27 protein-coding genes are annotated in these 24,162 nt (G+C 68.6%); 11 read left to right on the top strand and 16 right to left on the bottom strand.

Features of this window, described 5'->3' with window-relative positions; genetic code table 11:
• The first annotated feature begins 1 nt into the window (after window position 1).
• Window positions 2-1,435, top strand: a complete 1,434-nt coding sequence (locus VFG40_RS05470; protein ID WP_324895715.1) for an efflux transporter outer membrane subunit — start codon at window positions 2-4, stop codon at window positions 1,433-1,435.
• An 85-nt stretch (window positions 1,436-1,520) separates the two neighbouring features.
• On the opposite strand, the gene VFG40_RS05465 is transcribed toward VFG40_RS05470, so the two are convergent.
• From VFG40_RS05465 to VFG40_RS05445, 5 genes are all read right to left on the bottom strand, one after another.
• Window positions 1,521-2,720, bottom strand: coding sequence for an AI-2E family transporter (locus tag VFG40_RS05465; RefSeq protein ID WP_324895713.1), 1,200 nt, complete (start codon window positions 2,718-2,720; stop codon window positions 1,521-1,523).
• The gene (locus VFG40_RS05460) at window positions 2,717-3,037 is read right to left on the bottom strand and encodes a hypothetical protein (RefSeq protein WP_324895711.1); all 321 of its coding nucleotides are present in this window, start codon (window positions 3,035-3,037) and stop codon (window positions 2,717-2,719) included. Before VFG40_RS05460 ends, VFG40_RS05465 begins: the two co-directional genes overlap by 4 nt.
• Complete coding sequence (locus tag VFG40_RS05455) at window positions 3,034-3,567, bottom strand: ABC transporter ATP-binding protein (RefSeq protein WP_324895709.1); 534 nt, start codon at window positions 3,565-3,567, stop codon at window positions 3,034-3,036. Before VFG40_RS05455 ends, VFG40_RS05460 begins: the two co-directional genes overlap by 4 nt.
• A 24-nt stretch (window positions 3,568-3,591) precedes the next feature.
• Window positions 3,592-4,026, bottom strand: coding sequence for an ElaB/YgaM/YqjD family protein (locus VFG40_RS05450; RefSeq protein ID WP_324895707.1), 435 nt, complete (start codon window positions 4,024-4,026; stop codon window positions 3,592-3,594).
• A gap of 87 nt (window positions 4,027-4,113) precedes the next feature.
• Window positions 4,114-4,272: a DUF1328 domain-containing protein gene (locus tag VFG40_RS05445; protein ID WP_324895758.1), complete on the bottom strand. Its 159-nt coding sequence runs from the start codon at window positions 4,270-4,272 to the stop codon at window positions 4,114-4,116.
• Window positions 4,273-4,656: 384 nt separating this feature from the next.
• On the opposite strand from VFG40_RS05445, the gene VFG40_RS05440 reads away from it, so the two are divergent.
• Together VFG40_RS05440 and VFG40_RS05435 are read left to right on the top strand one after the other, a co-directional pair.
• A complete protein-coding gene (locus VFG40_RS05440) occupies window positions 4,657-6,132 on the top strand; it encodes a Ycf46 family AAA ATPase (protein ID WP_324895755.1) in 1,476 nt (491 codons plus the stop codon).
• 149 nt (window positions 6,133-6,281) lie between these two features.
• Window positions 6,282-7,544 carry a phospholipase D-like domain-containing protein gene (locus tag VFG40_RS05435; RefSeq protein ID WP_414649252.1) on the top strand — a complete coding sequence of 421 codons (1,263 nt, stop codon included), beginning with the start codon at window positions 6,282-6,284 and terminating at the stop codon, window positions 7,542-7,544.
• Here VFG40_RS05435 and VFG40_RS05430 read toward each other — a convergent pair.
• Window positions 7,541-8,833, bottom strand: coding sequence for a glycosyltransferase (locus VFG40_RS05430; protein WP_324895703.1), 1,293 nt, complete (start codon window positions 8,831-8,833; stop codon window positions 7,541-7,543). The genes VFG40_RS05435 and VFG40_RS05430 overlap by 4 nt on opposite strands.
• 400 nt (window positions 8,834-9,233) lie before the next feature.
• On the opposite strand from VFG40_RS05430, the gene VFG40_RS05425 reads away from it, so the two are divergent.
• From VFG40_RS05425 to VFG40_RS05415, 3 genes are all read left to right on the top strand, one after another.
• Window positions 9,234-9,659, top strand: coding sequence for a VOC family protein (locus tag VFG40_RS05425; RefSeq protein WP_324895701.1), 426 nt, complete (start codon window positions 9,234-9,236; stop codon window positions 9,657-9,659).
• 5 nt (window positions 9,660-9,664) lie between these two features.
• On the top strand, window positions 9,665-9,871 hold the full coding sequence (locus VFG40_RS05420; RefSeq protein ID WP_324895699.1) for a DUF3820 family protein: 207 nt from the start codon (window positions 9,665-9,667) through the stop codon (window positions 9,869-9,871).
• An 86-nt stretch (window positions 9,872-9,957) separates the two neighbouring features.
• Entirely contained in the window at window positions 9,958-10,572 is a 615-nt protein-coding gene (locus VFG40_RS05415; protein ID WP_324895697.1) for a 2OG-Fe(II) oxygenase, read from the top strand.
• 9 nt (window positions 10,573-10,581) lie between these two features.
• Here the strand turns inward: VFG40_RS05415 and VFG40_RS05410 are convergent, their stop codons facing one another.
• The 3 genes from VFG40_RS05410 to VFG40_RS05400 all read right to left on the bottom strand — a co-directional run bounded on the left by VFG40_RS05410 (window position 10,582) and on the right by VFG40_RS05400 (window position 12,946).
• The gene (locus VFG40_RS05410) at window positions 10,582-11,589 is read right to left on the bottom strand and encodes a YheT family hydrolase (RefSeq protein ID WP_324895695.1); all 1,008 of its coding nucleotides are present in this window, start codon (window positions 11,587-11,589) and stop codon (window positions 10,582-10,584) included.
• The gene (locus VFG40_RS05405) at window positions 11,586-12,401 is read right to left on the bottom strand and encodes a lysophospholipid acyltransferase family protein (RefSeq protein ID WP_324895693.1); all 816 of its coding nucleotides are present in this window, start codon (window positions 12,399-12,401) and stop codon (window positions 11,586-11,588) included. The genes VFG40_RS05410 and VFG40_RS05405 overlap by 4 nt, the downstream gene beginning before the upstream one ends.
• Before the next feature lie 68 nt (window positions 12,402-12,469).
• Window positions 12,470-12,946, bottom strand: coding sequence for an Lrp/AsnC family transcriptional regulator (locus VFG40_RS05400; protein WP_324895692.1), 477 nt, complete (start codon window positions 12,944-12,946; stop codon window positions 12,470-12,472).
• Window positions 12,947-13,081: 135 nt separating this feature from the next.
• Between VFG40_RS05400 and phhA the strand changes: the two genes are divergently transcribed.
• Complete coding sequence (phhA, locus tag VFG40_RS05395; RefSeq protein WP_324895690.1) at window positions 13,082-13,978, top strand: phenylalanine 4-monooxygenase; 897 nt, start codon at window positions 13,082-13,084, stop codon at window positions 13,976-13,978.
• Window positions 13,979-13,982: 4 nt separating this feature from the next.
• Here phhA and VFG40_RS05390 read toward each other — a convergent pair whose 3' ends face one another.
• From VFG40_RS05390 to VFG40_RS05380, 3 genes are all read right to left on the bottom strand, one after another.
• The gene (locus VFG40_RS05390; RefSeq protein ID WP_324895688.1) at window positions 13,983-14,678 is read right to left on the bottom strand and encodes an SGNH/GDSL hydrolase family protein; all 696 of its coding nucleotides are present in this window, start codon (window positions 14,676-14,678) and stop codon (window positions 13,983-13,985) included.
• 152 nt (window positions 14,679-14,830) lie between these two features.
• Window positions 14,831-15,514 (bottom strand): RES family NAD+ phosphorylase, encoded by a 684-nt coding sequence (locus VFG40_RS05385; RefSeq protein WP_324895686.1) that lies wholly within the window; start codon window positions 15,512-15,514, stop codon window positions 14,831-14,833.
• A gap of 151 nt (window positions 15,515-15,665) precedes the next feature.
• On the bottom strand, window positions 15,666-16,058 hold the full coding sequence (locus tag VFG40_RS05380) for an MbcA/ParS/Xre antitoxin family protein (RefSeq protein ID WP_324895684.1): 393 nt from the start codon (window positions 16,056-16,058) through the stop codon (window positions 15,666-15,668).
• 218 nt (window positions 16,059-16,276) lie between these two features.
• On the opposite strand from VFG40_RS05380, the gene VFG40_RS05375 reads away from it, so the two are divergent.
• From VFG40_RS05375 to VFG40_RS05360, 4 genes are all read left to right on the top strand, one after another.
• Window positions 16,277-16,927: a hypothetical protein gene (locus VFG40_RS05375; RefSeq protein WP_324895682.1), complete on the top strand. Its 651-nt coding sequence runs from the start codon at window positions 16,277-16,279 to the stop codon at window positions 16,925-16,927.
• Window positions 16,928-17,515: 588 nt separating this feature from the next.
• The gene (locus VFG40_RS05370; protein ID WP_324895680.1) at window positions 17,516-18,043 is read left to right on the top strand and encodes a hypothetical protein; all 528 of its coding nucleotides are present in this window, start codon (window positions 17,516-17,518) and stop codon (window positions 18,041-18,043) included.
• Between the two features lie 20 nt (window positions 18,044-18,063).
• Window positions 18,064-19,473 carry a phospholipase effector Tle1 domain-containing protein gene (locus VFG40_RS05365; RefSeq protein WP_324895678.1) on the top strand — a complete coding sequence of 470 codons (1,410 nt, stop codon included), beginning with the start codon at window positions 18,064-18,066 and terminating at the stop codon, window positions 19,471-19,473.
• Window positions 19,470-20,063: a relaxation protein gene (locus VFG40_RS05360; protein ID WP_324895676.1), complete on the top strand. Its 594-nt coding sequence runs from the start codon at window positions 19,470-19,472 to the stop codon at window positions 20,061-20,063. The genes VFG40_RS05365 and VFG40_RS05360 overlap by 4 nt, the downstream gene beginning before the upstream one ends.
• Window positions 20,064-20,066: 3 nt before the next feature.
• Here the strand turns inward: VFG40_RS05360 and VFG40_RS05355 are convergent, their stop codons facing one another.
• From VFG40_RS05355 to VFG40_RS05340, 4 genes are all read right to left on the bottom strand, one after another.
• Window positions 20,067-21,842, bottom strand: a complete 1,776-nt coding sequence (locus VFG40_RS05355; protein WP_324895674.1) for a DUF885 domain-containing protein — start codon at window positions 21,840-21,842, stop codon at window positions 20,067-20,069.
• Between the two features lie 62 nt (window positions 21,843-21,904).
• Window positions 21,905-22,609: a helix-turn-helix transcriptional regulator gene (locus tag VFG40_RS05350; protein WP_324895672.1), complete on the bottom strand. Its 705-nt coding sequence runs from the start codon at window positions 22,607-22,609 to the stop codon at window positions 21,905-21,907.
• Window positions 22,610-22,724: 115 nt separating this feature from the next.
• A complete protein-coding gene (locus VFG40_RS05345; protein WP_324895670.1) occupies window positions 22,725-23,357 on the bottom strand; it encodes a glutathione S-transferase family protein in 633 nt (210 codons plus the stop codon).
• Window positions 23,358-23,392: 35 nt separating this feature from the next.
• On the bottom strand, window positions 23,393-24,145 hold the full coding sequence (locus tag VFG40_RS05340) for an NIPSNAP family protein (protein ID WP_324895668.1): 753 nt from the start codon (window positions 24,143-24,145) through the stop codon (window positions 23,393-23,395).
• Window positions 24,146-24,162: the final 17 nt, after the last annotated feature.

Below are 24,162 nucleotides of genomic sequence, written 5' to 3'. Positions count from 1 at the left end.
GATGAATCATCTGATCCGTTGGAGCGCACTCGCCGGCGCCCTGCTGCTGGCCGGCTGCATCAGCGTGGGGCCGGACTACCACCGCCCGGCCGAAAAGCCGGTGGCGCTGCAGGGCGTCGACACGGCGCAGCAATCGAACACGCAGTTCCAGGCCGCGTGGTGGAAGCAGTTCAACGACCCGACCCTGGACACGTTGATCATCCGCGCGGCGAAGAACAGCCCGGACCTGCAGATCGCCGTGGCCCGGTTGAAGGCATCGCGCGCCCTGCTCGGCACGGCGCAGTCGCAGCAGTGGCCGGATATCGAGACGCAGGCCAGCTACACCCGCAGCCGCCAGCAGCAGCCCGGCTTCAGCGATCGGCGCAGTACCTTCACCAGCTACCAGGCCGGTTTCGATGCCAGCTGGGAGCTGGACCTGTTCGGCGGCGTGCGCCGCTCGGTGGAGGCCGCTCGCGCCGACAGCGAGGCCGGCGAAGCGGCGTTGCAGGACGCGCAGGTCAGCCTGTTCGCCGAGGTCGCGCGCTACTACTTCGACCTGCGCGGCACCCAGCTGCGCCAGGACGTCGCCACGCGCGACATCGCCAACCAGCAGGCCGCCCTGAAGCTGATCGCCAGCCGCGCCGAGATCGGCACCGGTTCGGACCAGGACGTCGCCAGCGCCCGCGCCCGGCTCGCCGCGGTGCAGGCGCAGCTGCCGCTGCTGGCCACCCGGATCAGCGCGGACCAGTTCCATCTGGCCGTGCTGCTGGGCGAACGCCCCGGCGCGCTGGATGTGGATCTATCGGCGCAGAGCTTCACCCCGATCGACGTGACGCTGCCGATCGGCCATGCCGATGACGTGCTGGCCCGCCGGCCGGACGTCCGCGTGGCCGAGCGCGAACTCGCCGCCGCGAGCGCGCGCATCGGCGTGGCCAAGGCCGACTGGTTCCCGCACGTGTCGCTGGGCGGCTTCGTCGGCTTCCTGACCGGGCGCAGCAACGACTTCGGCAGCCCGGCCACGCGGGCCTGGTCGATCGCCCCGAGCATCAGCTGGTCCGGCCTCAACGTGCAGCGCGTGCGTTCGGGCGTGAAGGCCAGCGAGGCGCGCGCCGACGAGGCCCGGGCGAACTACCAGCGCACCGTGCTGCGCGCGCTCGAAGACGTCGACAACGCGCTGGTCGGCTTCAACCAGCAGCGCGAACGCGTGCAGCACCTGGTGGAACAGGCGCACCAGAGCGAACGGGCGGCCACGCTGGCGAAGGTCCGCTACGACGCCGGTGCCACCGATTACCTGGAACTGCTGGACGCGCAACGCACCCAGCTCGCCGCCGAGGACCAGCTGGCCGAAGCCGAGACCGGCATCAACCTGCAGGCGATTGCGCTGTACAAGGCGCTCGGCGGCGGCTGGCAGGCCTGCGGCGACGCGCAGTGCAGCGCGGTGGCGAAGGCCAACTGAGCGCCCGCACTTTCGCGGCGAGTGGAAATGGCCCGCGCGCCCGTGGGCGCGGGCCGTGGCCTCGGTAGTGCAAACCGCGCTCGGGTCAGCGTTGAACCATCAGGGCGAACCACTGCCAGCCACGCACGCGCTCGGAGATCAGCTTGGCGCTGGTCAGCATGGGCACCGCCAGCAGTGCGCCGGGGATGCCCCAGAGGAACCCCCACAGCAGCAGCCACAGCAGGATCGCCACCGGGCTCACCCGCATGCGGCGGCCCAGGATCATCGGCGTGATCATGTTGCCTTCCACCACGGTGATCGATGCGAACGCCAGTGCGGGCAGCACGGCGTGGCCGATCTCGCGGAAATTCATCAGGCCGACCAGCAGCAGCACGGTGGTGGTGGTGATCGCGCCCACGTACGGGATGAAGTTCGCGATCATCGCAATGCTCCCCCACAGCAGCGGATCGGGCACGTGCAGCAGCCACAGCATGGTGGCGGTGACGGCGCCCAGGCACATGTTGATCACCGCGGTGGTGAGGATGTAGTGCGACACCTCGGTCTGGATGCTGCGCACGATCGACACCGCGTGCTTCTTGTGGCGGAAGTTGGGCACGATCTCGACCAGCCGTCGCAACAGATCGTCGCCGTAGATCAGAAAGAAGAACACCAGCAGCATCACCGTCAGCACCGCCGCGAGCACCTTGGGCGCATTCGACAACACGTCCCACGCGGTCAGCGCGACGGTTGCCTGGCGCGGCGGCTGCACCCGCACCTCCTGCCCGCCGACCAGGCTCTGCGTCGCCCGGCTGGCCGCCTCTAGTGGCTGGGTGATGCCCTTGAGCTTGGGCACGAAGCTCTTAAGCGCCGCCGGCGCATCGTGAAACCAGCCCATCGCGGGCTGCGCGAGCTGGGTGACGCCGAAGCCGATGCCGGCCACCAGCGAGATCATCAGCACGCTCGCGCTGAGCCAGCGCGGCACTCGCCGCCGTGCGCTGAACGCCACGATCGGGTTCAGCGCCACGCCGAGGAATGCCGCCAGCACCAGCGGAATCAGCAGCGCCTTGATCAGGGTGATCGTGTAGAGCACCGCCAGCAGCAGCATGCCGTTGAGCACCAGGCGGATGCCGCGGATGTGCCGGCGCAGGCCGCGCGCAGTCTGCAGCCCGTGCGCGAGCCGGCGCGGCGGATAGCCGGGCGCCACGCGCGCCGGCGCTGGCGCCACCTCGCGCGGGGGCGCTGGCGCGGGGTCGCTGAAATCGGCGTCAGCCGCCGTGTCGCCGGGCAGGACCTCGGGGGTGCTCATTGGCCGGGCGAACTTGCCGCCTCGGCCCCTGCATTACCGAAGCCGCCGAAGCCGCTGTCGGAAAACATGCTCATGCCATGGGACACCAGTTCGAACACGCCACTGGTGAGCAAGCCGGTGGCACCCGGGACCCGCATCGGATGGAAGTTCATCTGCGACAGCGCCAGGCCCACGCCGGCGGCCGCGCCCACGCTGGTGAGCGGGTGGCTGCGCACGCGAGCGAGCAGGGCATCAACCGGCACGCCCACTTCGGCACGTGCGGCGCGTACCTCGGCCTGGGACAGGCGAACCGCAGCGAGCTTGCGCGAGAGCGTCATGACACGGAACTCCTGGAAGCAACCGGGGAAGGCACGTCAGAGGCGGGCGCCGCGTCGGCGCTGGCCTTGGCCTTGGTATCGCGAATCATCGCACCGAACTCGTCGCGCGTCGCCGGCAGGCTCATCCAGTGCAGGCCGCGGCGAAAGTAGGTGATCGCGACGATCAGCAGCAGGCCCTGGAAAGCCGCCAACGCGCCCAGCGCCCACAGCCACGAGCCAAACCATCGCGCCAGCGCCACTCCGATCAGGGCCAGCGTGGTCAGACTCAGCCCGACCCCCAGCACCGTGGCCGCGAGTCCTGCGGCGAACAAGAGCGACACCGCCCCGCGCGCCAGCGACAACTCGGCGACAAACAGATGCCACTGTGCGCCGAACAGGTGCTTGAGGGCCTTGCCCAGTTGGCTCAATTCGGCCAGGAAGCGCGACGAAGCCGCCGATGCGGCATGTGCATCGGCGGCTTTTGCGCCCGGGGGCGGGTCGCCCGCAGGTCCGTCGCCGGCGCCGTAACCTGCGTGAGGCGTCTCATCCATGGGCTAGCCCTCCGGTGGGCCGCTTCAACGACGCAGCAGGCGGCCGAGCAGCCAGCCGGCACCAACGGCGATGGCTACGGACTGCAGCGGCTTCTCGCGGACATAGGCACGTGCCTGCTCGGTCCAGTCATCGGCACGGTCCATCGCGTGGCCGTAGGCTTCGCGGCCGCGCTCGCCGTACTCGGCGGCCTTGTCGCTGGCACGGCTGGCAGCGCCGGCGGCCTTGTCGGTGGCGCGATGAAGGCCTTCCTCGACGCGGTCGGCGGCGCGGTCCACCGCATCCTTGGTGCCGGCCACGGCATGCGAGGTGGCCTGCTTGACGCGGTCGGCGCTTTCCTCGATGCGCTGGTGCGCCTTGGGCTGGTCCAGCGGGCTGCGATCGGCGGGGTTACGGCCGGCAGGATTGTTGGTGGCCGGGGTGCCGGTGGGGTTGTTGCTGGCGATATCAGGGTTGTTCATTGCGATAACTCCGGAGCAGTGGATCGGTAGTGGATCCGGCCGTGCGAGGTGCCGGAACGGAGAAAGGACATGCTGGAACTGCGGCGGCTATTTGGCCGCGCGGCGGAAGAAGGCGATCAGCGCGAGCACCAGAAACACCACGAACAGGATCTTGGCGATGCCTGCGGCCGCCCCAGCCAGCCCGCCGAATCCCAGTACCGCAGCGATGATCGCGATAACCAGAAAAACCAGAGCGTAGTGAAGCATGACGAATTCCTCGTAAGGACGGAAAGGGTGCCGCCGGTCGGGTCCCTGCCCGGCCTGACGACGCCATTCACCCACATGCGGCGCCTTGCCCACGTGAAGGGCGCATCCGCACCGGCCCACGCCCGCCGCGCAGTTCAGCGCCGGTTGCGCTGGCGCGCCCGCCCTGGTTTCGCTGCTCACGCGTGACAGACCCTGCGCCGGGAGATCATCGCGCCGCCGCCGTGGCTGCGCCGGGGCGGTGACGCCACCCCACGTGGCGGAGCATCAGTCCCCGGGCCTGGGCTTGCACCCAGGCTGCGGGCGCTCCTGGCTCCGGGCGGGCGCGCGCGGCGAAGGGATCACGCCATGCTCTCTGATACCGTTGCAGCTCATCCGGGGGAACTCATGGGCGAGTTGCAAGACCTCACCACGCTGGTGCGTGCCGCGACGCCGCTGCTGGTGATCGAGACGGTGGACGAGCAGCGCGTGATCGACTGCTTCCGCCACGTGATTTCGCAGTCGCTGCGCCCGCTGTGGCGCTGGACACTGACCGACGGACTGACCCGGCTGGACTTCGTCCAGCGCGCCGAGGCCGCGGCGCCCGATGCCACTGCCACGCTCGAGGCGATCCGCCAGGCCGCCGATGCCGGCGTGTTTCTGCTGTTCGATTTCCACCCGTTCGTCCGCTACGCGATGAGCCTGCGGATGCTGCGCGAGATCGTGCAGCGGCAGCGCTCGGCGGCCCACACCATGGTGCTGGTGGGAGCAAAGGTGGAGCTGCCGGACGAACTGGAGGCGCTGGCCCTACGCGTGCCGCTGGCGCTGCCGGACATCAAGGAACTGGCCGGCATCATGCGCGGCGAGGCGGCCGCCTGGCAGCGCGAGCAGGGTCGGCGGGTGGAGGTCGACGGCGAGGCCGCGCGGATCATCGTGCGCAACCTGCTGGGACTGTCGGCGCCGGACGCGCGGCGCATCGTGCGCAAGCTGATCTACAACGACGGCGCACTCGGCCACGCCGACCTGCCCGAGCTGATGCAATCGAAGTTCGAACTGCTCAACCGCTCCGGCCTGCTGCATTTCGAATACGCCACCGCCAGTTTCGCCGACATCGCCGGCGTGCAGCGCGTGCGCGAGTGGGTGCAGCGGCGGCGCACGGTGTTCCTCTCCCCCGAAGCGACGCCAACGCTGGATCCACCCAGGGGCGTGCTGCTGCTCGGCGTGCAGGGTTGCGGCAAGAGCCTGGCGGCCAAGGCGATCGCCGGGGGTTTCGGCGTGCCGCTGGTGCGACTGGACTTCGGCACGCTGTACAACAAGTACCAGGGCGAAACGGAAAAGAACCTGCGCGAGGCGCTGGCCAGCACCGAGCTGCTGAGCCCCTGCGTGCTGTGGATCGACGAGATCGAGAAGGGCCTGGCCGGCGGCGGCGAAGACGGCGGCGTGTCGCGCCGCGTGCTGGGCTACCTGCTGACCTGGATGGCCGAGCGCAAGGCCAAGGTGTTCGTGGTGGCCACGGCCAACGCGGTGCACGAGCTGCCGGCCGAGCTGCTGCGCAAGGGTCGCTTCGACGAGATCTTCTTCGTCGACCTGCCGGCACCGGCGGTGCGCGAGCAGATCTTCGCGCTGCACCTGGCCCGACACCAGCTGCCGCTGGACGCGTTCGACACCGGGGCGCTGTCGGCCGCGAGCGACGGCTTCTCCGGAGCCGAGATCGAGCAGGCGATCGTCAGCGCCCTGTACGACGCAGCCGCCGGCCCCGGCGTGCTCGACCAGCCCACCCTGCTCGAGGCGCTGGCGCAGACCCGTCCCCTGTCGGTGCTGATGCGCGAACAGGTGGACGGCCTGCGCGCCTGGGCCCGCGATCGCTGCGTGCCCGCGGACTGAGCCGGCGCAGCCACGCCCACGCTCTCGTCACCCGCACGCTGAGACGCTCCGGCCCGGTTCGGTGCTGGCGGGTCGCTCGCCGCGCCCCCTTTTGGCGAACTGACTCCGGGAGATGGCACGTGGCCGATGCACGCCGCTGGAAACGACGCGTGATCTGGATCGGTGCCGGCGCGCTGGGCGCGGCGCTGGCAGGCATCCTTGCACTCAACCTGTGGCCGAAGGTGCAGACGTTGCAGTACCGGCTGGGGCCGGTCAGCGCCGTGCGCAGCGAGGCGTTCCGGCGCGAGGTCGGTACGCTGCTCGGGCCGCCGATCGTCGACGGCAATGCGGTCACCGACTACCAGAACGGCGCCGAGATCTTTCCGGCAATGCTTGCAGCGATCCGCGGCGCCCGGCGCAGCGTGAACCTGGAAACCTACATCTACTGGTCGGGCGATATCTCCGAAGAGTTCATCGCCGCGCTCACCGAACGCGCCCGCGCCGGGGTGAAGGTGCACGTGCTCGCCGACTGGGCCGGCTCCACCCGCATGGAGTCCAACGCGGTGGACGCATTGCGCGCCGGCGGCGTGCGCTTCGAGTACTTCCACCCGCTCAAGTGGTACAGCCTGGACCGTATCAACAACCGCACCCATCGCAAGCTGCTGATCGTGGACGGCGAGGTGGCGTTCAACGGTGGCGTCGGCATCGCCGACTCCTGGGACGGCCATGGCGACGACCCCACCCACTGGCGCGACATGCAGTTCCGGGTGGAGGGGCCGGCCGCGCAGCAGATGCAGGCGATCTTCGAGGACAACTGGCTCACCACCACCGGCGAGGCACTGCTGGGCGAGGATTACTACCCGCCGGTGCACACCGCCGGTGAGCTGGCGGTGCAGGCATTTGCCAGCTCGCCCGAGGGTGGCAGCCGCAACATGCAGCTGATGTACCTGATGGCAATCGACGGTGCGCGCGAGAGCATCGACCTGGAGGCGGCCTACTTCGTACCCGACCAGCTCACCCTCAGCGCGCTGCGTCGCGCACTCAAGCGCGGCGTGCGCATCCGCCTGCTGGTGCCGGGGCCGTATGTCGACAGCGACGTGGTGGTGAACGCCTCGCAGGCGCAGTGGGGCCCGGTGCTGGCGGGCGGTGCCCGGATCTATCGCTGGCAGCCATCGCTGCTGCACAACAAGCTGATGGTGGTGGACCACTACCTCACGCTGGCCGGCTCGGCCAACTTCGACAACCGCTCGTTCCAGCTCAACGACGAAGCCAACATCAACATCTACGACGCCAACTTCGCCGCCCACATGACCGACGTGATCGACGCGGACCTGCGCCACGCCCGGCCGCTGAGCTACGCGCAGTGGCAGCAGCGGCCGTGGCGCCAGCGGGTCGTGGACTGGCTCGCCGCGCAGACCGCCTCGCAGCTCTAGCCCGCGGGCGGCAGTGGCGCGACCCAGGCGGCCTCGATCACGTCGGCCGCGCGCGCGGCGCCATCCTCCCGCAGGCGTTCGGCGCAAGCCGCGGCCCGGGCCGCATACGGCGGTTGCAGCAGGCGTTGCAGGCGCGCTGCCGCCGGCGCGGCGCGGTAGCGCGACACCGGCAGGATCTTGGCCACGCCCAGACGCTCCAGCCGCGCGGCATTGTCCGGCTGGTCGAAACCGTGCGGCACCACCAGCATCGGCACGCCGGCGCGCAGGGCCTCCGCGCTGGTACCGATACCGCCGTGATGGACCACCACCGCGGCGCGCGGAAACAGCGCCGCGTGGGGCGCGTAGTCGACGCAGAAGATGGTTTCGGGCAGTACCGGCGGCAGGCGCGCACGCATGGCGGGCGAACCGGTGAACAGCACCGCACGCTGCCCCAGCGACAGCGCCGCGTGCAGGCTCTCGCGCAGGAACGCCTCGCCGGCATGCACCGCGGTGGAGCCGAGCGAGAACACCAGCGGCGGCGGCCCGGCATCGAGAAATGCCTGCAGTGCCGCGGGCAGCTGAGCGGGCTGCGCGTAGCGGGCGAAGCCGCATACGTGCGCGTTCGGCGGCCAGTCCGGCTGCGGCGCGCCGAGCAGCTCCGGGTAAAGCGCCAGCACCCCGCCCGGGGCATGCTGACCGGTATGGAATGGATCCCCCCACGGCGACACCGGCGCCAGCCCCAGCTCGCGGCGGAACTGGCGCACCGGGGCCGTCCAGCCGTGGGTCACGCGGCGGGCCAGCCACTGCAACACGCGGGCGGCACGCGGGGACGCACGCACTGCCCGGTCCACCACGGCCAACCCGGTCGCCGGCATGTCGTGCACCGACAGGAAACCCGCCGGTGCCAACAGCGCCGACCGCCAGTGCAGGCGGCCAGCGGCTTCCAGCGTTTCACCCAGGATCTGTCCGGCGAACGCCAGCGTGCTGGTGACGAGCACGTCCGCCGCGGTGCACAGCGGGAGCAGCCGCCGGTAGCTGGCGTGCACGTCGGCCGCGGCGAAGTCGCGCACCACGAAAGCCGGCCCGCGCCACGGGTGGAACGCCCGCGCGGTGAACGCCTCGCGATCCTCCGGCTCGGGGATGCCGCTGGCATCGTGGAACGCCAGCCCGGCCTGCACCACCATGTCGCGATGCACCGCATGCGTGGCGACCGTCACGCGGTGGCCGCGCCGGCGCAGCTCCTGACCGACCGCAAGGAACGGGAACAGGTCGCCCAGCGAACCCACGGTGGCGATCACGATGTGTTTCATCGGCCGATTAGACTACGCGCGCCGACACCGGCGAAACCCGACGAGCCGATCGGTCCGCCTGCTCGCGCCGATGCTGCGGGCGGTGCTGCACGGCTGCGGCGCACCCCGCGTCGCCCTCGGCCCGGTGTACCGCTCTGCGGGCGACGGGTGCAGCGCTTCCGGCCGGGCGCCGCGACGCGCCGCGCTGGCGGTGATGGCGAACGAGCGCAATAGTCGGGCGTTGCGGAACACCTCAGGCGGGATCGTCAGGGGGGCGATGGCCGGCGATGCCCGATGGCCGCAGCGCAAAGCGTCGCACCGGCGCGCGGGCGTGGTACGGGCCAGACCGCGCTCGGCCGATCTGTCACGATCCGTGTCTCGTGCGCGCCCGCGCCGCAGATCACTCTCACCTTTCATGCCCATGACGCAGCCACTCGCTCCATTCCACCTCGCCTTCCCGGTCACCTCGCTGGCCCACGCGCGCGCTTTCTACGGCGATCTGCTCGGTTGCCCGGAGGGTCGCAGCAGCGACAGCTGGGTCGACTTCGATTTCCACGGCCATCAGATCGTGGCCCACCTGGCGCCCGAGGAAGCCGGCGCTGTCACCGCCCACGATGTGGACGGCGACGCGGTGCCGGTGCGCCACTTCGGACTGGTGCTGGACATGGACGCTTGGCAGGCGCTGGCCGACCGGCTGACCGCCGCGGGCACCCGCTTCGTGATCGAGCCGCACGTGCGCTTCGTCGGCCAGCCCGGCGAGCAGGCGACCATGTTCCTGCGCGATCCGTGCGGCAACGCGCTGGAGTTCAAGGCGTTCGCCGACCGCTCGCGGCTGTTCGCGAAGTAGCCGGGGTGGAAGCGGAAGACCTCAAGCGGCTGGTGGCTGTGCGCATGCCCTACGGCAAGTACCAGGGGCGGCTGATCGGCGACCTGCCCGGCGCCTACCTGGCCTGGTTCGCGCGCAAGGACTTTCCGCCGGGACAGCTCGGCCGGCTGCTGGCGCTGTCGCTGGAGCTGGACCACAACGGCCTGCGCGGGCTGCTCGATCCGCTGCGCTGAGGCGGCACGCGTGGCGCCCCGGGCAGCGTATGCTTTACCGCCCGCCGCCGCGGGCCGGTTCCGCCCCCTCGCTGGTGCACGTCTCCATGGATTCCCTGTCGTCGCGATTCGATGCGGCCGCCGATGCCCTCGCCACGGCCGGCTGGTGCGTGCTGCCACGGACACTGCCGGAGGAAATCACCACGGCGCTGGCCCGGGAGTGCGCCGCGATGCACGCGGCGCATCGCATGACGCCGGCGCGCGTGGGTGCGGCGCGCACTGCCACGGCGCTGCGGGGCGATCACACGCGCTGGTTCGAGATGACCGCGCTGAGCGAGGCACAGCAGCCGTTCGTCGAGACACTCGACGCACTGCGGCAGGCGCTCAACCGCAGCCTGATGCTCGGCCTGGTGGAAAGCGAGGCGCACTACGCGGTGTACGCAGCGGGCGCACGCTATGGGCGTCATCTGGACCGCCTGCGCCACAGCGATGCGCGGGCGGTGTCGGCGGTCTACTACCTCAACCAGGCGTGGGACCCGGACGACGGCGGCGCGTTGCGTCTGTACCTGGACGATGGCCGCAGCCACGACGTGCTGCCGCAGGCCGGCACGCTGGTGCTGTTCCTGTCCGACCGCTTCGAACACGAGGTGCTTCCGGCCACGCGCGAGCGCATGAGCATCGCCTGCTGGATGCGCCGGCGTGAGGCGAACGCCCTGCCCTGAGCCGGAAACTCAGGAGGCGTCGGCGATCGCGTTGAAGCGCGCCGCGATGTAGTCGTCGGTAAAACTGGTCATGTCCCAGCCGCGAATGAAGCCGCAGTGGCCGCCGTGGCGGGCGATGTCCAGCTCCACATGGTCCGGCAGGCGCAGCTGCTCGAATGCATTGACCGGGATCACCGGGTCGTCGCGGGCGGTGAGGATGGTGGCGGGGATCTGCAGCGCCTGCAGTGCGTCGCCGGCGACCGAATAGCCGTCCAGATACGCCTCCAGCGAGCCGAAGTCGGTGTGCCGCAGCACCAGCGACTCGGTCAGCCCACGCAGGTTCTGCTTCAACTCGGCCAGCTCGAAATACTGGTGCTGCGGAAACGCCGCCTGCTTGGTCCGCAGCGAATGGCGCCACTTCTGCATGAAGTAGGCCTGGTAGAACCACGGCGCCTGCTTCTCCAGCGAGAACAGGCCTTCGGCGGGGTCGATGATCGGGCACACCGCCAGCGCGTAGCTCAGCGGCACCTCGTAGCGCGCCGCCGCCATCGCCGCCCGCAGCGCGAAGTTGCCGCCGAGCGAGAAACCGGCCAGTGCGATCGGCCGGGCCGGCCAGCGCCGGGCGATCTCGGCCAGGGCGTGCATCACCTCGTCGATGCGGCACGAGTGGAACAGCGCCTCGTTCAACGGATGGCTGTCGCCGTGATCGCGGAAGTTGAGCCGGAACACGTCCCAGCCCTCGGCCAGCAACCGGCTGCCGGTCTGCAATACGTAGGTGGAGTCGACGCTGCCTTCCCAGCCGTGGAAAAGCACCGCCAGTCCGCGCGCCTGCGGCCGGCCGCTCTGCGCCGTGTATGCACCGCTGAGGCGCACGCCGGGGCCGCCGCTGACCATGACGTGCTCGGCGCCATCGACGACCGTGCGCGCGGCCTTGGGCAGCAGCACGCGTCGCACGCCACTGGAGGAAAGCATGGTCTGGATATGGCCACTGCGCAGGGGCCACGGCGGCTGGAAGTCGCGTCCTTGCGGCAGGGTCATGCGCCCGCCTTGTCCGGCGTGGGGTCTTGCAGCGCCGCGTCGATCCGCTCGCGCGAAGTCTCCGCCATGCGCCGGCGCGCGTCCGGCGTGGACGGCACCGGCTCGAGGAAGTGCACCTCGGCATCCAGCGGCGCGCTGCCGAGCAGCCGCAGGAAGTTGCCCATGAAGCTCTCGTGCTCGCGGAAGCCCGCGTCGATCACGCGGCGGCCGTGGCGGGCGAAGCGCAGCGCCACCGGTTGCACCGGCACGTCGGCGTCGAGCGCCGCCTGGAAGATGCGCGCGTGGAATACCTTGAGCACGCCGTTGTAGCCGCTGCCGCCCTCGGGGAATACCGCCACCGAGCGGCCACCGCGCAGGCGCTCCACCATCACCGCCATCACCGAGGCCAGCGAGTGGTTGGAGCCGCGGCGATGGAAGATGGTGCCGCCGGTGGCCGCCATCCAGCCGACCAGCGGCCAGCGCGCGATCTCCGCCTTGGCCACGAAGCACGCGGCGCGCTGGCTGTGCAGCAGCTCGATGTCGATCCACGAGGTGTGGTTGGCGACGAACAGCACCGGGTCCGGCAAGGGCTCGCCGATCCGCACCGAGCGCAGGCCGAAAATGCGCATCAGCATGCGCGACCACCAGTTGATCATGCGATGGGCAAACGGCGCGCGCCCATTCTTCATCACCCGGTGCTGGTTCCAGCTCAGGATCAGCGAACACAGACCGATGCCCAGCACGATGTGCGCCAGCAGCAGCGGCACCCGCCACAGGTAGCGGATCGGCTGCCAGGGCGCGCGGTCGGGGGCGGTGACGGTGTCCATGTTCATCAGCCGGTTAGTTTAGCGTTAGTCGGTCGCAACGACATGCGACGCATGGCAGGGGCTGCTGCGCCGGTTCAGCCGGCCAATTGCCCGAGCGGCAGCGAGGGCGAGCGCTTCACCGTACGCAGCACGAAGCTCGAGTTGACGTCGGCCACGCCCGAGGCATTGAGCAGGCGATCGAGCAGGAACCGCGAGAAGTGTTCCAGATCAGCCACGTAGACGTGCATCAGGTAATCCATGTCGCCGGTGAGCGCGTGGCAGGCGACCACTTCTTCCCAGCCGCTCACATCAGCCACGAAGCGCTCGATCGCATCGGCCTCGTGCTTGGCCAGCTGCACCCGCACGAATGCCTGCAGCCCCAGCCCCACGGCCTGCGGATCCACCTGGGCGGCGTAGCCGCTGATCACTCCGTCCGCCTCCAGCCGCTGCACCCGGCGCAGACAGGCCGATGGCGACAGGCTGACCCGTTCGGCCAGTTCGGCGTTGGTGATGCGGCCGCTGGCCTGCAGTTCGGCAAGCAGGCGCAGATCAGTGCGGTCAAGGCTGCTCATGCACGATTCTTCGTCATTTTTGCTTTTGGTTGGTTGGATATTGCATGTAAAGCCCGAGGTTCAGCAAGAAAACACGTTCCGTGCGCGTGCTTGCCCGTATTCTGTTCGCTATCCCCTGATCCTCGGAGTCTCCCCATGGAAAACGCCACGCCCCGCCGGGTCGAGCATCAGCAGACTGATCGCGGTTACGTACCGGTGTACGCCACCGGGGTGGTCGAGCAGCCGTGGGACAGCTACAGCGCCACCGATCACGAGGTCTGGAACACGTTGTATGCACGGCAGTGCGAGCTGCTGCCCGGTCGTGCCTGCCAGGAGTTCCTCGATGGCCTGGCGCGTTTCGGCATGGGCGAAAAGGGCATTCCGAAGTTTTCCGAACTCAACGAAGTGCTCGCCGGGGCCACCGGCTGGCAGATCGTGGCGGTGGAAGGCCTGCTGCCGGACGAGGTGTTTTTCGATCATCTGGCCAACCGCCGGTTTCCGGTGAGCTGGTGGATCCGCAAGCCCGACCAGCTCGACTACCTCAGCGAGCCGGATCTGTTCCATGACCTGTTCGGCCACGTGCCGCTGCTGCTCAACCCGGTGTTCGCCGACTACATGCAGGCCTACGGCCGCGGCGGCATGAAGGCGTCCGCCATCGGCCCCGAGGCGCTGATGAACCTCACGCGGCTGTACTGGTACACGGTGGAGTTCGGCCTGATCGACACACCCGACGGCCTGCGCATCTACGGCGCCGGTATCGTCAGCTCCAAGGGCGAGTCGATCTACTGCCTGGATTCCGAAGCACCCAACCGCATCGGTTTCGACCTGGAGCGCGTGATGAGCACGCGCTATCGCATCGACACCTACCAGCAGACCTACTTCGTGATCGATGGTTTCGAGCAACTGTTCGAGGCCACCACGCCGGACTTCACGCCGATCTACGCGCGGCTCGCCGAGCGTGCTCCGCACGCTGCGGGCGACGTGATCGATGCCAGCGACCGGGTGTTCAACTACGGCACCCGCGAAGGCTGGGCCGCCGGCGCCGATACCTGAGCCCTCAGCGTCGGCGCGCGGCCGGCGCGTGGTCGCGCAGCCACGGCGTCACGATGCGCGCCCACAAGGCGTAGCCGCGGCGATTCATGTGCAGGCCATCCGGGCCGAACCAGTCCGGCAGCGGTTGGCCGTCCGGCCCAAGCATGGGCGTGAAGACATCCAGGTAGCTCACGTCCGGCTGGCTCGCCGCCCATTGGCGGATCGCAGCGTTCGCCGCGCGGATCTTCGGTAGCAGCGCGCGCCGCGCCACGCTCGGCTTGATCGCGATGAAGGCGATCGGCGCGCCCGGCGCGTCGTTCCGGGCCACGCGTACGAAGGCCTGGAAGTCGGCCAGCACGTGCTCCGGACTGTCGCCATCGGCGATGTCGTTGTCACCGGCGTACATCACGATCGCGCTCGGACGGTGAGGCGTCACGAGGCGATCGGCGTAGTACGTGGCGTCGTCGATCTCCGAGCCGCCGAAGCCGCGGTTGACGGTGCGCCAGATCGGAAAATCCTCCGCCAGCGTGGCCCACAGGCGGATCGACGAGCTGCCGACGAACAGCACTGCGCCGGGCGCCGGCGGATGCGCGCGATCGGCGGCCGCGAACACGGCGAGCTCGTTCGCCCACTGGTCGTGGTCGTTCGGGCGGTCGTGCTTGCGGGCGATCGCCAACATGGGCAACAGCAGGGACAGCGTCAGCAGGATCCAGCGGGTCATCGGTGCTCTCGGTCGGGGAAACAGGCCCCTGCCGATGCTGGCAAGGGGGTAGCCGGAGCAGGCATCTCCGGCAAGGGCCGTCATCCTGCAGCGGCGAGGTTCAACAGGTCGTCACGGTGCACGAGGGCCGCCAGCGGTCGGCGGCGCGCGCTTCAGCGCGGACGCGGCAGTTCCGACACCCGCAGCACCATGGCGATGCGCTGGCCGTTCCAGCGATACACGAGATGCTCCGACTGCACGCAAGGCGCCAGCAGATCGGGGTAGAACACCGCGGCGCACTCGCCGCCCGCGTGGCGGACGCTGTCGTACACGATGCCGTTGGAGCCGCCTTCGCGCAGTCGGCGGGCCAGCGCCACGCTGGCGGCGTAGCTGGCCGGGTCGTGTTCGGCCGGCCATGCACCACGCAGATCGTGCAGCCGGCCGTTGATGCTGGTGCGATAACAGCGCATCGGTATGTCGCACGGTGGTTCGCGGGTCGCGGCCATGAACCGCTCGCGGTGGTACACCGTCTCTTCCACCGCGGTGGCCACGCTGTGGGCCGCGTAGAACACGCCCCAGCTACCGTCGGAGAAGCGACTGCCTTCCGGGTTGAGATGGGTAAAGGCGGCCATGACGGGAGTGCTGCCGGGGCCGCTGATGCGGCGGGCTTTCGGCACCTGCTTCAGCGCATCCGCCTCCTCGCGCAGGCGTGGATTGGTCAACGCCTCGATCGCAAAGACCGCCTCCAGATCCGCCGGATCCGCGATGCGATCGAACAGCCCCACCGGCGGGAAACGACTCGGCACGATGCGGTAGGCGTGGGTCCAGCGGATGCGCTTGGTCGGGGGTAGTTCCATGAGTACGGCGGCGTCGGCAGTCAGCGAAGTGCGGCGCGGCCGCGGGCGAGGCGCGCTCCCCTGTGCGCGCGCCGTTGGGATCGGCAACAACTCGGATTTGCAGTGTCACGCGCCGTCGTCTCGTCCACCGCGATCGGCGCCACGCGGTCGCTCAGCCGCGCTGCGCGTCGAGGTACTGACGCACCACGAACAGATCGGCCACGTTACCCGAGAGCATGCGCTCGAGCGCCGACTGGCCACCGAACAATGCGGCCTGGTTCGGCCGGCGCAGCCAGCCATCGGCCTGGGCCGGATCGGGAAACAGGATCTGCAGCGCCTTGAAGATACCCAGCAGGTAGCTGATGCGCTCGATCACGTCGCGACCAGGTGCACCGTCCTGCTCGCGCTTCCACTTGTAGAACGTGGACTCCGGCGGATCACCCAGCAGTCGCCGCTGCTCCGCCCCGCGCAATTGCCACGCCTCGGCCAGCCGGAAAAAGCTGCGCAGGGCGGGACCGCCGAGATCGGGAATGGAGGTGGTTGCTGTTTGTGGGAAGGCTGTCATGCTTTATCCATGTATAAAGCTTTCATGCAATTTACTACACAGGGAAAGCTATTGACAGCATGCAGTGGCACCTCTTTATCGGCGCAGCGACTCCGGCGAGCCCGACAATGACCCGGAAACAGGCTTGCGCTCACAGCCAGAATCATTGTTGATGCCTATCATCCGTGCTCTGGCGTCGGCCCGGCGCTGAGTGGATGCGTGGATACAAGGAAGATGTCATGCAAAGGACGATGCGAGCGGGTCTTGTCGCCCTATTGGTCATTACCGCCTGGATGTCTCCCCCACTGCGGTCCGATACGGCAACGCTCAGCAGTGGCGGCTTTGCCGAATCACTGGTCGGATCGGAGCAGGCTGCCCATGGACGCCTCTTCATCGCCCTGTTCGATTGCAGCTGGAAGCATGCGCGAGGCGGACCTGCCGGGCCCACGACGGTCGCCTGGATTCATCAGCAGCTCAGTCAGGGATCCTTGCCTGCAGGCACTGCCACCGGTTACGTGACGACCGACTGTGCCCGCGACAACTGGCTGACCGCGAAGGACCATGGGGAACAGTTTGCCGGAACCCGTCTTGCCGCAATGTACAAGCAACTCGCCGCGCAGTTCGCGGCCTGGCGGCGGCAGGATCCCGCTGCCCGAATCAGTCTGCTGATCGTTGGTGGCAGCTGGGGTGGACTGCAAGGTGCCGAGTTCGCGGTGATGGTGGATGTCCTGGGGCTGCGCTCCGCCACGGGGGAAGTCCTCGTGCCACCGCACCGGACGGAGCAGGCTCTTGCCCTGCTGGCCCCGACCGGCTATCTGCCGCCGGAGCTGCGCTTGCCCTCCTCAGTCATCTCAGGCTTCCAGCTCAGTGCGACTGACGAGGGGTCCTGATTTCCAGTCGCTGCCGATCCTCGGTCGTGGCCGCTCGAGCGACGGACGTTTCCTCAGTCTGTCGGTCCCCGGGTCGCTTTCGGACGTCTGCGGCGGCTACCGTTTGAATGGACTCTCCACGCGCGCGGCGAACCTGCTCGTGCAATACATCAATCGGCTCAGCACCACGCCGCTCCTCGGCGAGCAGCCCGAGCCGGACGAGGAGCGGATGAATGTGGTGCATCGCTCGGAGGAGGAGGGCACGTGAAGCTTGTCTGTTTTGCAGGGTCGCCATTGGCCGCGACCACTCGGGCGAGATCCGTGGCAGTACGACATCGTGCAGATTGCGACTCGCGCACCTGCCTGTCCGAGGAAGAGATTGGGGCGGGCCCGGGCTCGGCTTCGATTCACGCGCGGCGTACATGCGTGCCGGTCCAACCCTCCTCGCTTTTGTCAGGACTGGCACACGGATCTGACGACCTCCCGCCCCGCTTGCTTTCTTCCCGAGCATCGACGCAAGCCGGGAGCCGGCCAAGCCGCTCAATAAACCTCGCGCGTCTACTTGCCGCATGCTTTGCCCTTCTCCCCTTGTCCGGGTGCATCCAAGCCATGACCAAAACGCCGGTCGCACGACACATGGTCAACGGCAATCTGCTGCCGTTGCAGTTCAAGATCCACAGCTTTTCGGCGTATGCATTCAATACGCTGAAGTGCAAGGTCATCTACTTCAACGAGGACTTCACGGCACAGGACGCCGAGACGCCCTCCGGTCCGCCCCCCGAGGGTGACTACCGCTCAACCTGGGGTTTTGGCTCCTACAGCGGCATCCGAAACTTCCCGAGCCCGGTCGAGGTGACCTGGACCTCGCTGGATGGGCAAGACCACCACGCGTCGATCGATCTGGCGGAGATCTTCAAGGGCGAGGAGATACTGCATCGCGTGCCGGATGAAGAAATTCCGGACGGCATGTATCCACAGGGTCTCTATCTCGATCCGGGCATTTTCGTCGAGGTGAACGACCGGACGATCAGCGTGTACATGAAGGCAATGATTCCCACCAAGCACCTTCAGATTCCCGGGAACAAAAACAGCAACACCAGACACGATTTGATACTCGCCTGGACTCACACGTACTGAACTGACGGGAGTGCCAAAGGATGGCAGAGAAGCATCAAATGCAGTCGGATGGTGTTCTCGGTGACGGGGTCACCTTCTATCCAGCCAACAGTACGCGGTTGGCCATGTACGAGCGGGCACGGGAGCAGCTGACCCAATTCGATGAGCCCGTGCTTATCCATGCCGGGAATCCTCACGAATACCTCTTCGTTGCGGCGCTCGATGGAACGGGTAATGACGTCAACAGAGATCCCGAGCACGCGACGAATGTAGGTCGGATAAGGCAGGCGATCGCAGCGCGCACACACGAGCATCCGAACATTCAGGTTGACTACGTAGCTGGCGCGGGAACCCAGAGCAGCGCGTTGAAACGCGCTGTTGATGGTGCAGATGGCTACACCTGCGAAGAACGCGCCGAGCTGATGTACAAGAAATTCATCGAGCAGGCCAAGGAGTGGCGTGAGGCTGATCCGAATGCCCGTGTCTCCGTCGCTTCAGTCGGCTTCAGTCGCGGAGCCGATGAGGCCGCCATCTTCGCGCGCCTGGTGCATGAACGCGGTCTCCAGGATCCGGCTGGCGCGAAGTACACCTACACCTCCGACGGGCTGGTGAAGCACGTCGAGTACACCCTGCCTCCGCTGATAGCACCCGGCCAGGTCGCACAGGCGGTCGCGCTGATGGATCCAGTGGGAACCGGCAGCGAGGTCCGCAACGACGATCGTCGGCTGCCGCCGTCGGTGATCTCCGGTATCCAGCTGACTTCCACGGACGAACATCGCTGGCTATTCAAGTCCGACCACATCATCGACCCGGGCATTACGCCGGATGGACGACTCGCCGGCATCTACGTCCCGGGCGCACACTCGGATGTCGGTGGAAGCTATCACCGCAACGGCCTCTCCAACCGGGCCGGCAATCTGGTCATCGACTATCTCAACGGCCTCAGCGACCAGCCGTTCCTGACCAAGCAACCCGAACCGGACGATCCACGCCTCAACGTGGTCCATCGCTCCGAGGAAGGCATGTTCATCTACCGCGTCACGCCAAAGGTCGACCGGCTCAAGTCCGAAGGCTATCGCGAGCTGCTCGTGCCTCGCCGCAATGTTGGGAAGGTTGCCGACCCGTTCAACAACGAGGCGCGGGACGAGGCGCTCAATGCCGGCTATGCGCGGCAGGCGATGCCGGATGGCCCGGTACCCGGCCTACCTGCGGCTACGGTCGATCCGCTGTCGCGGTCCATCTCCGCCGAAGTCGACCGCATGCTCGCAGCCGCGCGCACCAACGAGTGGTCGGCGTTCCGGCAGGGCACTGAACGCTTCGCGGCGATGGATCCGGGCCAGGCACTGCGGCAGGAGACTCGTACTGCCGTGGACAACCAGACGCAGACACGGGAGTTGCCGCCGCAGCGGCCCGATCTGCCGACCGCACCAGTGCAGGGTTGGCAGCGATGAGCGCCTCCGTGTCGGGCGCGATGCAGCCGGCGGAGCTGGCCAGCCTGATCAGCAAGACCGCCGTCCTGATGGAGCAGTTTGACCGCCGCTGCGGGGAGATCGAACTGCGCCTGCGCACGCACTCGGGCGAGCTGGAGCGGCTCAGCCAGCAGGTGCCGGCGATCGTGCGGCAGTCGGCCGACGGCTCGCTGCACGCGCTGCCGGGGCTGGTGATGGACCGGCTGGGCGGCGGCCTTGAGCGGCCGGTGCAGGAATACCAGCAACGACTGCAGCGTGCCGGCAACGAGCTGGAGACAGCCGCGCTCAGGCTTGGTAGCCAGATCGACCGGCTGCAGCGACTGCACCGGCTGTTGCTGTGGAAGACAGTGGCTGCCGTGGCGGTCTGCCTGGCGCTGCTGCTGGCCGGCGGCGCCTGGCTGTCGCTGCACTACGCGGGGGTTATCGAGCAGAACCGACTGCCGGCGGAGTTGCTGCAGGCCTACAACCGCGCCGACGTCACCCTGTGCGGCGGGCGCCTGTGCGCGAACGTCGAGACCCGCGGCAGGCGGTACGGCGAGCGCGGTCAGTACGTTCCAGTTGCGCCCCGCTGAGTTTCAGCCGGCCGGTCGGCCCTTGCAATCGCAGTTGAAATCCGGCTCAGGACCGCCGTCGGCGATGAAGCGATCGATGCGCTTATCCAGCACCGGCAGCGGCACCGAGCCGAGCTGCAGCACGGTGTCGTGGAAGGCACGCAGGTCGAAGCGGTCGCCCAGTGCCTGCTCGGCCCTGCGACGCAGCTCCAGGATCTTCAGGTAACCGATCTCGTAGGACAGCGCTTGCCCGGGCCAGCTGATGTAGCGGTCGACTTCGTTGGCGATCTCGCGGTCGGACAGCGCGGTGTTCTGGGTCAGGTAGTCGATCGCCTGCTGGCGCGTCCAGCCATCGTGGTGGATGCCGGTATCCACCACCAGTCGCGCCGCACGCCACATCTGGTAGGTGAGGTAGCCGAAGCGCTGGTAAGGCGTGGCGTAGATGCCCATTTCGTTGCCCAGGTACTCCGCGTACAGTCCCCAGCCCTCGCCATAGGCGGAGATGTAGCTGTTGCGCCGGAACGGCGGCTGCCCGCTCTGCTCGGCCGCCAGCGCCAGCTGCAGCGCATGGCCGGGGGCGGACTCGTGCAGGGTGAGTGCCGGCATGTTGTACAGCGGGCGCGACGGCAAATCGTAGGTGTTGACCAGGTAGGCATCGGCGCCGCCCCGGCCGGAGGTGTAGTACGGCGCGATGTCCGCCGGTACCGGCACAATCGCGAAGCGCTGGCGCGGAAGCCGGCCGAAGAACTTGCCGAGCTGGCCGTCCACCTGCTTGGCCACCCACGCCGTGCGCATCAGCAGTTCCTCGGGCGTCCTGGCGTAGAACCGGGGATCGGTACGCAGGAAGTGCAGGAACTGCGCGAAGCTGCCCTTGAAGCCGGTGTCGTGCATCGTCTGGAGCATCCGCGCGTGGATCTTCGCCACCTGCTCCAGGCCGGTCTGGTGGATCGCCTCGGGGTCGAGGTCGAGCGTGGTGTACTCGCGGATCTGCTGGCGGTAGAAGGCGCGCCCGTCCGGCAACGCCTCGGCGGCCAGGGTCGTGCGCGCCTGCGGCACGTATTCGTCGCGGAAGAAGGCGAGCAGACGCTGGTAGGCCGGGATCACGTCGTCCCGCACGCGCCGCAGCGCCTCGCCCTGCAGCGCCTGGGCCTGCTCGGCGGTGAAGCCGGCCGGCAGCTGCTTGAACGGCGCATAGAACGTGCTGTCGGTGGGATCGGCAAGGGTCGCTACCGCGGCGATCGAGACATCGCGTCCGTCGAGCACCGCCCGCGGCACGCTGAAGCCGCGCTTCAGGCCGGCGCGCATGTTGTCGATCTGCTGATCGAAATACGCGGGGATCTGGCCCAGCCGGTCCAGATAACGCTGGTAGTCGGCCGCGCTGCGCAGCTGGTCGCCGTGCAGCTGGTAGCCGATGTCGCCCCAGAACGACGAGTCGCTGTTGAACGGCATCTGCCACGTCTTGAACTGCTGCGCGGCAAGCAGGTTGGCGATTTGCGCGTGGTAGATGGCGTAGTTCACGCGCGCCCCGGGCGACAGCGCCGCCGGCTCGATCGCGTCCAGCTGGTCCAGCACCGCCTGCCACTTCTCCAGCCGCGCCTGCTGCGCGAGGGGGTCGACACTGTCCAGCCGGCCATCGCCCGGCTGGCTTTCGCCGGAACTGCTGATCCCGCTCTGTCCGCTTCGCCAGGCCCACTCCTGGGTGTAGATGTCGCGAAACCGGCCGTCCGCATTGCTCGTCGGCGCCGCGCTGGCGGCAAAGCTCAGTGCCGCGGCCAGCAGGCCGCCCAGCAGGTACTTCATTGATGCGTTCCCTCCGCAGGATCAGCCGATGATCTTGGCAGAGATTGCGCCCGTTGCCAGTCTCAATCCATGCCGGCGTAGTAGGAGCGCATGGCCGTGAGGTAGGCGTCGAGGTTGGTCGCCGGTCGCTCGGTGAAACATTGGCCGGTGTCGGACACCGCGTCGATGCGGTCGGGGCGGAAGTTGCGGAAGTCCGCACGCAGCCGGCACCAGGTGCCGAGCGTCCAGGCGCCGCCCCAGAACGCCAGGCACAGCGGCTCGATCTCGCGGTTGCTGGCGCGGCCGGATTCGTCGCGGTAGGTCAGGCGCAGCACGCGCCGCTCCTCGATCGCCGCGTGCAGCTGGTCGATGCGTGCGGCGAAGGCGGCCTGATGGGCGTCGCGCCACACCGGCGCATAGATGCGCGTGCGCGAGGAACGCTCGCGCAGCTCCGGCGGCAGCACCGCCTCTATCTTCATCAGCGCGGCCTGCGCTCCGCCGGCCAGGCGATCGCCGGCGAACGCGCGCACGAAGCGCGTGCCCACCACCAGTGACTCCAGCTCATCGGCCGTGAACATCAGCGGCGGGATGTCCGCGCCCTTGCGCAGCACGTAACCGACTCCGGCCTCGCCCTCGATCGGCACGCCGGAGCGCTGCAGGTCGGCCACGTCGCGGTAGACGGTGCGCAACGAGACGCCCAGCGTCTCGGCCAGCGAGCGCGCCTGCAGCGCGGTACGGCGCCCGCGCAAGGCGTGGATGATGAGGAACAGGCGGTCGGCGCGGCGCATCCGCGCATGATGCCGGCAGCGCCGTCCCAGCGCTTGCGACACAGGTCATGCGGGTGCGCCGGCGCCGCTCGGCGCCCGCGCGGCTGTGACCGGGCGCGCGGCGGCAACCCCACCCTCAGGGCGACTGCTGCGCCGCGAACTCGGCATCCTTGGCCATGGCGCGCTGCATCGCGGGGCGGGCCAGCACGCGGTCAATGTAGCCGCGGATTACCGGCGACTCCGGAACCAGCTGGAACTTGGTCGTCCAGTTGAGCGCCGTGCCCCACAGCACATCCGCCGCGGTGAAACGTTCGCCCAGCAGGTAGGGCCCGTAAGACAGCTGCGCGGTGAGCGCGCCGAGCACCTGCTCCCAGGTGCCGTAGGGCGAGGTGGACGGTGCCGCCGGCTCGCGCTTCATGGCCCGGTCCACCACCGCCGGCTCGAAGCACGAGCCATAGAACACCATCCAGCGCAGGTAGGGCCCGCGCAGCGGGTCGCCGATCGCCGGCGCGAGACCCTTGTCGGCATACAAGTCGGCGAGGTAGATGAACACCGCCGGCTGCTCCGCCACCAGCGCGCCGTCGTGCACGATCGCCGGCACCTTGCCCATGGGATTGATCGCCAGGTACTCCGGCGCGCGTTGCGTGCCGTCCTTGAGGCTGAGCAGATGCAGGTCGAAATCGACGCCCAGCTCCTCGAACAGGGCCAGCGTGCCGCCAGCGCGGGTCTGGGGAGCGTAGAAAAAAGTGACGCGGGGCACTGCAGTCATGGTTCGTTCCCTCGTTGGATGGAAGACGGATGGTTTCACACGGTGGCGGAACTGTCCGGCATGCCGCCCGTCGCGGCCGCGGAACATCCACCGCGCAGCAGCGAGCGCGGCGTGGGGATGAGATCCAGATACTGCGGCGGGCCGTCGAGCCGGCGCTGCCACTGCGCAAACGCTGTGGCGGTGGCCTCGTCGGTCGCGATCGCGTGCTGCCAGCGATGGCACGCTGGCGCATCCTCGAACCCGGCGAACCACACGAACACCGGCTCGCCCTCGCGCACCGGCAGGCGCGGAAAATCGTTTTGCCCCGGCTCGGTCACGTAGGTGCCCAGCACGCGTGCTCCGTGAGCCTCCAGCCGCGGGCCGGGACCGGTCTCGAAGGCGCGTGCCACCGCACGGGCAGTGCCGGCGCGCAGCGGGCAGATCATCACCCCTACCCGGCCCGCGGCCGCCGACGTGCCCGCTGGCGGGCGCACCGGGCCGCCCAGTTCGAGCGGCCGCAGCGGACGCAGCAGCAGCACGTCGTCCGAGTCGATCATGGTGGCGTTGGCTTCGTCGCGATGGGCGTGCCACACCGGGCCGTCGTAGAACGAAGCGAGCGCCTTGGCGCGCGAGGCCAGATCACCCAAGCCACGCAGCCAGACGAAGCGATCGGCGTCGCCGGCATCGATGAACTGCCCGGGCAGCACGATCCCGAGCGCTTCCTGCGACTCGACGAAGGCACGCTCGAACAGCGCGACCAGCCGCTCGCGCTGCCCTGGCCGCAACGTGTACTGCCGCAGCTCAAGCACGCCCGCATGGGGCACCG

Origin of the sequence: Dyella sp., from assembly GCF_035685805.1 — a bacterium.
GTDB lineage: Bacteria > Pseudomonadota > Gammaproteobacteria > Xanthomonadales > Rhodanobacteraceae > Dyella_A.
This window is presented reverse-complemented; position numbering and strand designations above follow the sequence as displayed.